At 44.5% G+C, this 13,314-nt stretch carries 9 protein-coding genes; 1 reads left to right on the forward strand and 8 read right to left on the reverse strand.

Annotated elements, in window-relative coordinates; translation table 11 throughout:
* Positions 1-92: 92 nt before the first annotated feature.
* From ACFVQB_RS29340 to ACFVQB_RS29370, 7 genes are all read right to left on the reverse strand, one after another.
* Positions 93-1,718: an ABC-F family ATP-binding cassette domain-containing protein gene (locus ACFVQB_RS29340; protein ID WP_076291255.1), complete on the reverse strand. Its 1,626-nt coding sequence runs from the start codon at positions 1,716-1,718 to the stop codon at positions 93-95.
* A gap of 215 nt (positions 1,719-1,933) precedes the next feature.
* The gene (locus tag ACFVQB_RS29345) at positions 1,934-2,998 is read right to left on the reverse strand and encodes an MBL fold metallo-hydrolase (protein ID WP_379447765.1); all 1,065 of its coding nucleotides are present in this window, start codon (positions 2,996-2,998) and stop codon (positions 1,934-1,936) included.
* 71 nt (positions 2,999-3,069) lie between these two features.
* Entirely contained in the window at positions 3,070-3,267 is a 198-nt protein-coding gene (gene cydS, locus ACFVQB_RS29350) for a cytochrome bd oxidase small subunit CydS family protein (RefSeq protein WP_379447767.1), read from the reverse strand.
* Between the two features lie 8 nt (positions 3,268-3,275).
* The gene (locus ACFVQB_RS29355) at positions 3,276-4,310 is read right to left on the reverse strand and encodes a cytochrome d ubiquinol oxidase subunit II (protein ID WP_379447770.1); all 1,035 of its coding nucleotides are present in this window, start codon (positions 4,308-4,310) and stop codon (positions 3,276-3,278) included.
* Positions 4,307-5,653, reverse strand: coding sequence for a cytochrome ubiquinol oxidase subunit I (locus ACFVQB_RS29360; RefSeq protein WP_379447772.1), 1,347 nt, complete (start codon positions 5,651-5,653; stop codon positions 4,307-4,309). The genes ACFVQB_RS29355 and ACFVQB_RS29360 overlap by 4 nt, the downstream gene beginning before the upstream one ends.
* 359 nt (positions 5,654-6,012) lie before the next feature.
* Positions 6,013-8,613 (reverse strand): S-layer homology domain-containing protein, encoded by a 2,601-nt coding sequence (locus ACFVQB_RS29365; RefSeq protein ID WP_379447778.1) that lies wholly within the window; start codon positions 8,611-8,613, stop codon positions 6,013-6,015.
* A gap of 170 nt (positions 8,614-8,783) precedes the next feature.
* On the reverse strand, positions 8,784-11,237 hold the full coding sequence (locus tag ACFVQB_RS29370; protein ID WP_379447781.1) for an ATP-binding protein: 2,454 nt from the start codon (positions 11,235-11,237) through the stop codon (positions 8,784-8,786).
* 897 nt (positions 11,238-12,134) lie between these two features.
* On the opposite strand from ACFVQB_RS29370, the gene ACFVQB_RS29375 reads away from it, so the two are divergent.
* Entirely contained in the window at positions 12,135-12,833 is a 699-nt protein-coding gene (locus tag ACFVQB_RS29375) for a response regulator transcription factor (RefSeq protein ID WP_379447783.1), read from the forward strand.
* A 40-nt stretch (positions 12,834-12,873) separates the two neighbouring features.
* On the opposite strand, the gene ACFVQB_RS29380 is transcribed toward ACFVQB_RS29375, so the two are convergent.
* Entirely contained in the window at positions 12,874-13,314 is a 441-nt protein-coding gene (locus tag ACFVQB_RS29380) for a hypothetical protein (RefSeq protein ID WP_379447787.1), read from the reverse strand.

Raw genomic sequence — 13,314 nt, forward strand, 5'->3', positions numbered from 1 at the left:
CTCTTCTGGAGAGCTTGCGGTTCTTTTTTATCTTTATTAAAACGTATAGTTAACCATGTTAACTATACTCAATGTAGACAGATTAGCTAATCTTAAGCTTCTACCGGATACATTTTGTTACGCAATTCTTTAATTTCGTCACTTTCCAGATACTCATCATAGCTCATTTGGCGATCAATAACGCCGTTTGGCGTGATTTCAATAATCCGGTTAGCGATGGTTTGAATGAACTGATGGTCATGGGATGTAAACAGCATAGTGCCGTCAAAATCAATCATACCATTGTTCAGTGCGGTAATGGACTCCAGATCCAAGTGGTTCGTTGGCTCATCCAGAATCAGCGCGTTAGCGCCTGTTTGCATCATTTTCGCCAGCATACAACGAACTTTCTCGCCCCCGGAGAGTACACTTGCTTTTTTCAGGGATTCCTCGCCTGAGAACAGCATACGACCCAAGAATCCACGCAGGTACGTTTCATCCTGATCTTTGGAATATTGACGAAGCCAATCCACGAGACTCATATCTACTCCGTCAAAATATTTGGAGTTGTCTTTCGGGAAATAAGCCTGAGTTGTGGTAATACCCCAAGTGTATTCGCCACTATCCGCTTCTGTTTCTCCCATAAGAATATCAAACAACAACGATTTAGCATTACCGTTCGGGCCAACAAAGGCAATTTTATCCCCTTTATTCACCACAAAGCTGAGGTCATTCAGCATGTTCACACCATCAATTGTTTTGTTGATGCGGTCAACGGTCAGCAATTGTTTACCCGCTTCACGCTCAGGCTTGAAGTTGATGAACGGATATTTCCGGTTCGATGGACGAAGATCATCCAACGTGATTTTGTCGAGTTGTTTCTTACGCGAAGTCGCTTGCTTCGATTTGGAAGCATTCGCAGAGAAACGTTGAATAAAGGCTTGTAGCTCTTTAATCTTCTCTTCTTTTTTCTTGTTGGCATCACGTTGCAAAGCAAGTGCCAATTGGCTGGATTCATACCAGAAATCGTAGTTACCTACGTACAGCTGGATTTTACCAAAATCGATATCAGCAATATGTGTACATACTTTGTTCAGGAAGTGACGGTCATGGGATACCACAATAACAGTACCTTCATAATCCATGAGGAAGTTCTCCAGCCATTGAATGGATTCGAGATCCAAGTGGTTGGTAGGCTCATCGAGCAACAGGTTGTTTGGACGACCAAACAAAGCTTGTGCAAGCAGGACACGAACTTTTTCGTTACCGCTCAGATCCACCATTTTCTTCTCATGCATGTCACGTTCGATACCGAGACCGATCAGGAGTGCCGCTGCATCCGGCTCAGCATCCCAGCCGTTCAATTCAGCAAACTCACCTTCAAGCTCACCTGCGCGCAAACCATCTTCTTCCGTAAAGTCCGCTTTGGCATACAATGCGTCCTTCTCCTTCATGATGGAATAAAGACGGCTGTGGCCCATAATTACAGTTTCGAGAACCGGATACTCATCATATTCAAAGTGGTTTTGCTTCAAAACGGCCATGCGTTCGCCCGGGGTGATGTGCACCTCTCCCGAGTTTGCTTCAATTTCACCGGACAAAATTTTCAAAAATGTTGATTTGCCGGCTCCGTTGGCGCCGATCAGACCGTAACAGTTGCCTGGCGTGAACTTGATATTCACATCTTCAAAAAGTGCACGTTTTCCGTAGCGGAGCGTGATGCCGCTTGTACTAATCATTAAGCATACCATCCTTTTATTTAATATTCTGCATACTGCATGAATAGCAACTAATTCAATCATGGATTCAATATCCCGAAGCCTATTCTGGCACCATATTATAACACAAAAAAGCGGCAAATTCGAAAATTGGCCGCTTTTTAATCGTTAAAGATTTGGTAAATGTACCGTTCATGCGGGTATACCCTTACATTAGCATATCTAGATCACTTTTGTTAGTCTTGTTTACTTTCTTCGTGCCGGATACGGAGCGTCTCGCCATGTCCCAGCACCCGAATGCGTTCTGCATTGATTCCCAGGCGTTCTCGTTCCACTTCCATTCGATCGAGTGCTTCCTTGGGTGTGTCATCCGCCAGCTTAAATGTACCATAATGCATCGGGACCATAAGCTGGGAACCCGTTTCCACAAATCCCTGCAACGCTTCTTCCGGCGTCACATGCTGGGAAGTCATGAACCATTCCGGCTCGTACGCACCAATGGGCATCAGGGTGACACCAATGTCGAAGCGTTCACCAATTGTTTTGAACCCTTGAAAGTATCCCGTATCTCCTACAAAATAAATGACTGGCGGGCCGCCAGGAGAATGATTAGTCGATGCCTCTACTGGATCATCTGTTCCTGCTGCTCTGGATGTTTCAGAATCATAATCCTCCCTCGTCGCAGCGCTCTCATCAGACGGGACAACTGCCGGATGATTCTGTTCCAATACATAGCCGCCCCAATGGGACGTATTGGTATCAAATAGGGTTCGGCGCGTCCAGTGCTGCGCAGGTACAAAGGTTATTTTGACCCCGCCAAGCGTAATATGATCCCACCATTTCATCTCATGACACCGATGGAATCCTTTGCGCACCATTTTGCGCTTAAGACCATCGGGAACGATGAGCAGCGTCTTGGCCGTCACCAATTTCCGCAGCGATGCGAGATGCAAATGATCATAGTGTGAATGTGAGATCAGAATGACATCCAAAGGCGGAATATCCTGAATCGGAATGCCAGGGGCACCGAGTCTGCGCTGAAATCCCATTTTTTCGGCCCAGACCGGGTCTGTCACGATGTTTAGTCCATGATATTGAATGAAAAACGTGGAATGCCCAATCCAGGTAATCGTGGTTTCAGCCCGGTTGGCGTGCAGATAATCCAGTTCAGGTGGGTGCTTGGGCACGGTATAGGAATAATCCTTAACTTTGCTGCGCCGTTGCTCCCTCCATTGCTTGAATTCCTTCAGCGTTTTGTCCGTACTTACATTATCAATGTTGTTATAACGGATTTTCGGCATGAAAGGGCCCTCCTCCCCTCCTTGTATCTTAACAAAAGATTATCCCGAATTGGAAAGTACGTACCAACGAATCAATCCTTTGGATTTTTGCACTTCGCCAAGTAGACGAACAAAAACGCAATTGCAGCCACGATAATCAGTGGTGGGGCGTACATAATCGTAAAGGTCTCAAAAAAACTTAATCCCGTTATACCGGGAATACCCGTCACTCCCGTGTCAGAGCTGAGAAGCAACCGTGGAAGCATGAAGAACAGCATGTTGGGAAGCATGAACGGACTCATCCTTTCTTTTTGCCAGCGTTACCTCGCACATAATTGGCATCAAACAGAAACAGCTTCATAATGAGCACGAGTGAAGGAATGAGCACCAGCAATCCCAGGCTGAACGCCGTAATGAGCGCAATACCCATCGTCTTGTTCGTAAAGCTGTCGTAAATATTAATGTACGGATACAGAATGTATGGAAGATGTGAACGCCCATACCCGTACCAGGCAAAGGCAAATTGCAGCATGACGACGATAAAGCACCAGCCCAGATATTTACGTTTCCATAACAGCGAGACGGCGATCACAAAACAGATAAAAGATGCGATGAACATCCAAGAGATATTCAACATCTGCTCAAAGTGTGCGGGATTCTGTTTGTTAATTTGTAAAAATGCCAGAAAACTGGCAAAGATCGTAGGCAGACTCCATAAGAGCGCATACTCCCGAAGGACTTCAAACGCAGTCTCATCCTCCGCCCGCTTGGCATAGTAGGAAAGAAACATCGCTGAGATATACAGCACACTTACCAGGGCAAGCAATACAACAGACCAGGTATACGGATTCGTCAGAAACTCACGCCAGCGAAAAACCACCTGATCACCTACCTGCTCAATAATTCCACCTTCGGATATCGCCAAAATGGTGGAAAACACCGCCGGAATCAGCAATCCCGTCGCTCCGTACAATGCCATGTAGATCCGGCTGTTCTGCCCATGGTTCCCATAGGTATTGTAGGCGTAGTACACGCCCCGGATTGCAAGCAGCACAATCGCCAATGAACCTGGAACAAGCAAGGCTGTCCCATAATAAAAAGCGCTGTCCGGATAAAATCCGACCAGACCAACAACAAAAAAGATCAGAAACACATTCGTCACTTCCCACACGGGTGAGAGATAGCGCTGAATAATATTATGGATTTTGTTCTCGTGTCCGGTTAATATGCTGTAAAAGCTGAAAAATCCGGCTCCAAAATCAATTGAAGCCACGATCAGATATCCAAACAGAAACGTCCACAAGATCGCGATGCCTGCAATTTCAAAGCTCAATGCCCAATCCCTCCTTCCAGGCCGAGAGACTCCAGTTCCTTCTCTGCTTCCTTGTTACGGAACAGCTTGCTGAGTACCCGAATCGCTGAAAAACAAAGGATCAGGTACAGCAGGATAAACAGAACCAGCATCCAGCCTACGGAGGATGATGTTGTTGCTGCTTCCGACACCTTCATGTAACCGCGCAATATCCATGGCTGTCTGCCAACTTCGGCGAACATCCAGCCCAGCTCAATCGCAATCATGGCCAGCGGTCCAAGCAGGACGATGCCGAGCAAGAGCCATTTGGGATAAGGTTTACGCCCCGGCAGCCAGCGGCGGAACACATAGAGCACCGGAATCAGCAGAATGATCACGCCCGTCGTTACTTTCAGGTCAAACATATAGTGAATGGACAACGGCGGCCTGAGATCGGCCGGAAATTCTTCCAGCCCTTTCACTTCCGTGTCCGGTCTATTTCCCGCCAGTATGCTGAGTGCATAGGGAATCTCAATGGCGTATTTCACTTCATTGTTCTCGTCAAGAATACCCCCATAGACCAGCGGCGCCTTCGTCATCGTTTTGAAATGCCACTCTGCGGCAGCCAGCTTCTCCGGCTGGTATTTCGCCAGAAATTTACCGGAAGAATCTCCGATCATGACGGTGCTGACCGCAAATACGAGCGCACATACCGTTGTGAGTTTAAGTGCCTTCTTGTAATACACATGATCCCGACCCCGAAGCAAGCTGAATGCGGCGATGCCTGCCAATATACCCGCACTCAATGTGTATGACGAGGCGAGCACGTGGGATACCTTGGTCGGGGTAGCCGGATTCAGCATCGCAGCAATCGGATGGATGTCCTTCATGATGCCATTAATCAGGGTAAACCCCTGAGGCTGGTTCATAAAAGAATTCACCGTTGTAATGAATATCGCAGAGGCAGAGGATCCCAGTGCCACCGGAATCAACAGCAGCATATGGGTATATTTCTTTTTGAAACGGTCCCATGTGTAGAGGTAGATTCCAAGAAAGATGGCTTCCACAAAAAAGGCGAATGTCTCCATAAACAGCGGCAAGGCAATCGCCTGCCCCGCTACTCGCATAAACATCGGCCACAGCAGGCTGAGCTGTAAACCGATTGAGGTGCCTGTAACCACACCAACGGCAACGGTAATGACAAAACCTCGCGCCCATCTGCGCGCCAGCAAGGTGTAATGGATATCATTGGTGCGCAGTCCGCGCCATTCAGCCAAGGCGATCATGAGTGGAACGCCTACACCGATGGAAGCAAAAATGATGTGCACGAACAAGGTAAGACCGGTCAGCATCCGGCTGAGCAAAACAGGGTCCAGGGATGACATGGGATTACACTCCTCTTTCACATAATCGTTATGTACGACTTCAAACCGCCTGTGTGACGATATGCCTCATCCTCAATAACTCATGATCCGGATAATACTTTTGACAACGGCATACAGCACGATCACGGCTGCGACCAAACAGACGATAATAAGGGTTTTCTCTTGTTTGCGAAACATAGACCTGCCGTCCTCCTTTTGCATGGAATGCAAATTATGGCTATATAGACAGTTTGCAAAAAATCATGTTTTTTTATCCTAAAATTTGAAAAACAAAAAGCCTTTATCTCTCGGAAGCTATCCAAGAAAGATAAAGGCCCATATGTGAGTTCATCGGTATAAAATACACCGGATGGTGACAATTAAGGATAGTTCACCGTCTCATTAAACTGTATCGATTGAAGCCGCTGTTTCACACGATCCACCTCAGCCGGTGTAAGAGGTGCGTTGGGAGAAAGCTTATAGTTTCTGCCGGTCACATAGCTGATGTCATCTGCCGCACCGTTCTGTGTGTAGGGAAGTGTAGGAACTGGCGTCCGTGAATAGTCAGTAAAATCAATGATATTCCACGAGGACTCCTGATCCACTTTGGCCAGAACAATTCTTTCTGTCTTGTTTTCCATCCAAAGGTAGCGGAGATTGGAAGGAGAATCGTTACCACCCAGTGATGTTGTATACCCCGTACCCCGGAACATTAGGGTGAAACGACTGTGATCATTAGTTCCGCCGGAACGTTGTTTATAAATCTCTGATAGTTGGTGAACGCCTACTACGTTGGTTACGGCTTCTTTAGGAAATTGATTAATATAGGCTGACCAATTCGATTTGAGATTCGGCGTTCGCATCACCCAATTTGCACCTATAATTAGAGATAAGTAGTTCACAGTATTCTGTTCACGATACGGATTACTGATATAACTCGAAGTGGTACGCAACTGTGGTAAAGCATTCATTTCATTCACGTATGGATCTGCAGGATGAATCGTCCAGCGCGATGATCCCGTAGTGTAACGTGATCCGATCGGATCAACAGTTATTGCATTCATGAAAATTAAACCACTGTTATCCGCTGAAGATTGAGCAGGGACCATGGGATTGTTGGTATTAGACCAGTATGGCATTAAAGGTGAACCTTCCGCTGAGAGCTGATCCACATTATATTGTGTCGCTGCCCATCCCATAAATGAGTCAATATTGAAATTTTGCTTCAACCACATCGCTTGCTCTGGATTGACTGCATAGGTTGATAATGATTTGGGACGATATGCATCAGGAATGCTGGCCCATACCGATGAATCTCCATTGGTTCCTCCAACATGTAAGTGATTCAACGCATTATATCGATACATATACAACCATGAATTCATTTCATCTGCCCATTGAGGTAAGGAATAGTTGTTATTAGGGTACCCCGACGCTATTCCAATTTCATCGCCATACGTATCAACATAATATAAAAGACGTTGTAATTGCGGCCGCTGGCTCTCACTAAAAACAAAACGGTTATCCAAGGCCCATGTCACTTTCAATGAAGGGTCTATTGAAGACAACATACTTCTCATTTCGTCCATTTCGGCGATTGTTGTCGCTTGAACTCCAGTATCTTCAAGTAGAATAGAAACAGCAAAGAATTGTTGTCCTGTTGAAGATGGCTCCACCAGCAAACTAAAAGACTGATTCCAGTCCGTTCCGTTCTTCGCAGAGGCCACCCTGATCTGTCCCTGTACCAAAGATCCTGGTGATGGAATATTATAGAAATTAGAAATATTTCCACTTGGACCCAAAATCTGAAAATCATCTGAGAATACAACTTGCAAGTCTGCAGGAAGACGATCTGCTGGAATCTCCTGATTCTGGGCATCTAAGAGCATATGCCCCATGCTCCAATTGGAGCCAAAGGCTTCGTGTGCTCCAGGAATGGTATAGGTAACGAATGTAACAGAAACGGGAATAACCTCCGGATTCGTCGGATCCGGTGGTGTCTGTCCTGGATCCGGTGGTGTCTGTCCCGGATCCGGTGGTGTCTGCCCCGGATCCGGTGGTGTCTGTCCCGGATCCGGTGGTGTCTGTCCCGGATCCGGTGGTGTCTGCCCCGGATCCGGTGGTGTCTGCCCCGGATCCGGTGGTGTCTGTCCCGGATCCGGTGGTGTCTGTCCTGGATCCGGTGGTGTCTGTCCTGGATCCGGTAGGGTCGGTCCCGGATTCGTTGGAGCCGACGGTGTCGGGATCGGATTCGTTGGCTCTTCTGTTTCAGGTTCTTCAGTCGAAGCCCCCGGTTCCATCATCCCTATTAATTTAGAAGCTTCAGCTTTGTACTTCCCTGCATTGCGATAGACTCTATGGCTAATAGCTGCAGCTCCCTGCCGATCCAAAATAGCTTGTGGCTTAAATTCTCCGCCATCATTGCCCTGAATCATCCCAATCTGTTGAGCAAACCAAAGAGCATTTCTTGCCTCCGTTGATATCTGATCGGCATCTTTGAAATCGGGCATTTGATCCAGCGAATGTAACTTGTTTTCCAAACCCAATGCGCGAATATACCACATGATGGCTTCTTCCCGTGTCACTCTGTTTTTAGCACCAAACCAGTGTTTATTTGGTAGTACATTTGGTATTTTCGCCTCTACAACAGCTGCTATCCATGGCTCAGCCCAAGGAGAGACTCTAGCTGGTGTAGAGTTTCCAGGTTCTACTTTGGGAAGAGATAAAACACGTGCCACCATAGTTCCAAATTCTTCACGATTGATCGGCTGATTGGGACGGAAAGTTCCATCCCGGTATCCCTCAATAATCTTGTTTCGTGCTAAATCATTAATTTCTGAATTTGCATACGAATGACGAATATCCTTAAATACATCTTTCTGGGTACTTTGGGCCCCCACATAGGCCGGTTCGTTGATAATAAGCAGCAGACTTAACAGGCAATACAAAACTTTCTGTGTAAACCTGTTCCTATCCGTCATGATTATAAGGGCCTATATAGTAATATTGAGTAAAAATGTACCTCACCTTCCTTAGAATCGGCCACCCTTTTCGGACGACCATCATAAAGTAATCGTACTGTCTGTCCATATTTCAGCCTGCTCAAATCAAAGTTATTTTCTATTGATGCACCCCCTTACAGTCGTCACACTCAAATCAATTCACCATGCTTAGGCAAACGTATCCTAAATGTACTTCCTTTATTTTTTGCAGAAGAAAAAGTTAGTGTCCCTTCATGATCTTCAACGATCTTTCTGGAAATATATAACCCCAATCCTGTCCCTCCAATTTGTCGGTGATCCGAATTATCAACTCTGTAAAATTTGGTAAAAAGATTACCTTGGACATTTTCGGCAATTCCAATGCCGTAATCTCTTATATCCACACATAATTGCTCTTCATCTTCCCAAACAGTGATATCTATACGATCTGCTTCAGGTGAATATTTCACCGCATTCCCTACGACATTATGAAGAACCTGGATGATTCGATTCCGATCCGCATAGGCAAAAAAATCACCTTCCAAGGCATGTACGTATATACGCTGTGTCGCTTTCAAGTTCCATTGTTCCGCGACACCTTCTACAAGTTCAATCAGAGGAACATACGTCATATGATAAGTCATTCGATCATTTTCCAAGCGCTGAATATCCAGGAAATCATCCAAAAGACCTGTTAGCCGTTTCCCCTCTGCAGATATCGTTTGCATAAACTGATTCCGCTTTTCAGAAGGTATGTCATACATCAACATCAATTCCACATGTCCCATAATGGCTGCAATTGGTGTTCTTAATTCATGGGACACAACGCTGATCAATTCATTTTTCATTCGATTTAATCGCTCTTCTTCGGTACAATCCCTAAACACTAGCAAGAACCCATGATTCAAAGATTTATGCGGGCTTTCTATGTGTTTGATATATAAAGAAAACACATTGCCCGTACCGTCAGCACCGTATGTGAATTCCGTCTCAACAAACGAGAGTTCCCTTAATAAAAATGAATTCACTTTATCCACCAAACACAGATCCGCTGTAGTGGAAGCAAGATCCATTGCTTTCGCGAAATCCGCTATGGATCGACCCAAGAAATGACCTAATCCAAACATTTTTTCGATCTGCTGGTTAACAATCGTAATGGTACCTCTTAGATCACACATTACCAAACCTTCTCTAACCGATTCGATAAAGTGTTCACTAATATCCCGCTGCTCCTGTATAGCGCTTTTTTCCTTAACCAATTCGCCATTCAAGTTTTCCAGAGCAAGTGCCTGTCTGACTTTCTCTTCCTCTGCAATCGTTCTTTCTGTCATATCTTTAATAAAAAGGTTATAAAGAATCTCATTATTCCCTACCTGAATCTCTACGATTTTATATTCAATTGGGAAAGTGGAGCCATCTCGATGCAGACCGGAAATTTCATCTGTAAGAACAATAAAACGTTGTCGCCTGACATACCCGAAATTTTCCAATCGCTCTTTTATCTCTTCAAAACTCGCTCCTTTAAATAAAGTAGAGACTTGAGCTGTACCAACCACTTCTCTACATTGCCATCCAAATAATTGTTCAGCTGCCGGATTAAATTCAATGATGATACCGCTCGGTTCTACGGAAATGATCGGGTCAATCGAAGAATCTATAATGGCCTTCTTGATTTCTTCACTGTTTTGTAACTCTTGTGTCCTTGAATTCACACGGTCTTCCAAAGTCATCTTATCCTGGCGAATTTGTTCAAATTGTTCGACCAGCACATTGGCCATTTTTCTCAAGTTGTTGATAAGAATCTGGACTTCAGTAACACGGCTTGTCGGCCAGTTAATTTGTCGGTCACGGAATAGGATGAGTGGCAACGAACCTGTCAATCGGGTAAGGCCCTTCATGGGACTTACCACTTTCCTGCTCAGAGGAGAAGCAATTATCATGGATGTAAGCATAATTAGATAGAGTGACTGAAGAGCGACCAGATAGATCATTCGAATTTGGTTGTAATCATGTTGGGAATCCATTTCAATGAGAATCTTATACGGAAATCCTTCAATCGTCTGTACCTCATAAATGAATGAAGTGTTTTTCCAATTTTGCAGGGTATCCCTTTGGAAATTATTCGTATTTTTCTGATACAACCGGGTTCCATCAATATAAGTGGCGTGGTATTCACGCAAGTTCAATGGTTCTCCTCTGTTCATACTTTCCTGTGCGGGAGCTACGATCTCTCCTTGTTCATTTAAGACAATCAGATTCACTTCAAAATATTGTTGATACAGTTGTATACTATTTTGCAGGTTATCTTTATTCAGAATCCCTCTGTTATGATCCTGTACCACACCGTATGATGCATTTTTAAGGTTGGCTAGTATAGAGGTCTTAATGTCATTCATTTGCCTGCGGCTGTCAGCGGTAATCAGCATCAAAGATACAATCACAACAAACGAGACAATATATTTGAATGCAATACTGGGTAACGGTATAGTAAAAGGTCTTTCTCTTGGGGTTGGATATTTAGTAAGCCAATAATCAATAATGACTCCCGCAATGAGCGCATTAATCATGCCATTTACACTGAAATTGAGAAAAACATATTTGATATTATCCAGATCTCTATTCAAAATCCAGTGGCCTATAACAAAGATAGGGACTGCCGCGACGATCCAGTAGAACGTATCTGCCTTCATAATACTTATATTTTTCTTTTTGTTTTGAAGACACCAGACCCAAATAATCTCCGGTACAACAATAGTCATATCAACCAGGTTGCATATCCAATTGCCAGATATAACCATGTACATGAAGTTGATCAATAGTATGGACGTGATTCCATACATGCCACCAAACATACGAAGTGTTATCAGCGAAGCCAACGACCCCATCAGGAGATCAACACCATAAAACAGCGTGACAGGATACAGACTTCCCAATGTGCCCAGTATCGTTAAAACGGACGTACCAATCCAAGGTTTTCTAAGTTTATACGCTATGACTGGCGCTAACGATTTAGTCGAGGCTTTATCCATAATTTCAACTTGTCAGCGGCACGTAGTGATCCCAAGCATGCGTAAATCGTGCTGTATCCATTTCACCAATCTCCTTTTCGATCTGTGACTCTATCAATTCCAGATTTAAATGTTCCTGATAACTGATGCCACGTCCTGCAGATATGATAATCCGTTTAGTTACCGTTTTGTTTTCTCTACAACTTCAACATCAAAGCTGCATTCGGGAACATCATTATACATACTACGCAACGGATTGTAATGATAAGGTAGTCCTATTATTATTTGATAAAGGCGATAAACGTTTGCCCGCTCCACCCGATAATAATATTAAGCGCATCTGACTGCCCCTTTCATCCCAAAATGTTTCGTTTGTTATACAATCAATAGACCTAGTACTCTTCATCCTATATTTTGAGATAAAAACATTAAATTTCTTACATCATTTTTTTGTTATACTGGATATTTTCTTAGTAGTTTCTTAACAAATTCATACATCAGAGGTGTAGTCCTATGTCCATTAAAGTGCTCCTTATTGAAGACGAAAGAAACTTGGCAGATATGATCGCTTTCTTCCTCGAGGAAGAAGGCTACCAAACTGAACGTGCACATAATGCACGTGAAGCCCTGCAAGCTTTTGCCGGATTCAAACCCGACATTGTTGTAACAGATCTGATGCTGCCAGAGACAGACGGAAATGAACTTGTACAATCTTTGCGTCAGCAGTCGACTATTCCGGTGCTTATGATCTCCGCAAGCACCATGCTGAATGATCGGCTCCGAGCATTGCACAATGGTGCGGATGATTTTCTGTGTAAACCCTTTAGTCTGAAAGAGCTTGATGCGCGGATTAAGGCACTATTGCGCAGATCGGCTATCTGCCACCCGGACAAACCGATAAAAGAGGACAAACCTGCTGAAGTTGTCGGACATGTCAGTGTGAATGAGTACAGAAGAACCTTGTTTGTGAATGGCACTGAAATTGAGGTCACTCATATTGAGTTTGAAATTATGAAGGAGTTGTACCGAAATCCTGGCAAAGTGTTCACCCGCAATGAACTCATGGACCGAATTAAAGGCTCAGAACGGGCATATCTGGACCGTACAATCGATGTACACATCTCCAGTCTGCGTAAAAAAATTGAACCCAACCCCAAAAATCCGCGGTATATCAAGACGGTTTGGGGGACGGGATATAAATACGTCATTTAGTAAACGTCGACATTAGATAACGGCTCATTTCCTCTCTCTGTCATCGTCTCATCGACTGGGTTGAGGTCAGAGCTGTTTTCGTTTTGTATGCAAAAGAATCCAGCCACCGCTGGATTTCCATGATCAGCCTATCTGGTTCTTTCTCTTGCCAGAGAATCATCTTTATCAGCCCCGTACCTGTAATAAGCTGCAAATGGCGCTTGCGAATCAGGGATTGGAAATCCGTAATCACCAGTAAAGGAATCTGTGGCATAAATGCCCGAATAGCATTTGCAGCTGATACGGCTTGCCCAGCGTCCTGATAATCCACAATACAATAATGAGCTTTGCCCCATTTCGCCTCCTCCTCGCTATTCACGTTCTTTCCTTTCTTCACTGCGGACTCCCTCTGCTCGTCTGTTATCCATTCATTCAGCAAATTAATTATATTGTCATAATCAATACCACGACTTCTGTCCGAAAGTACGGTAATGGGTTTCAT

Origin of the sequence: Paenibacillus sp. NPDC057886 (genome assembly GCF_042796655.1) — a bacterium.
Lineage (GTDB): Bacteria > Bacillota > Bacilli > Paenibacillales > Paenibacillaceae > Paenibacillus.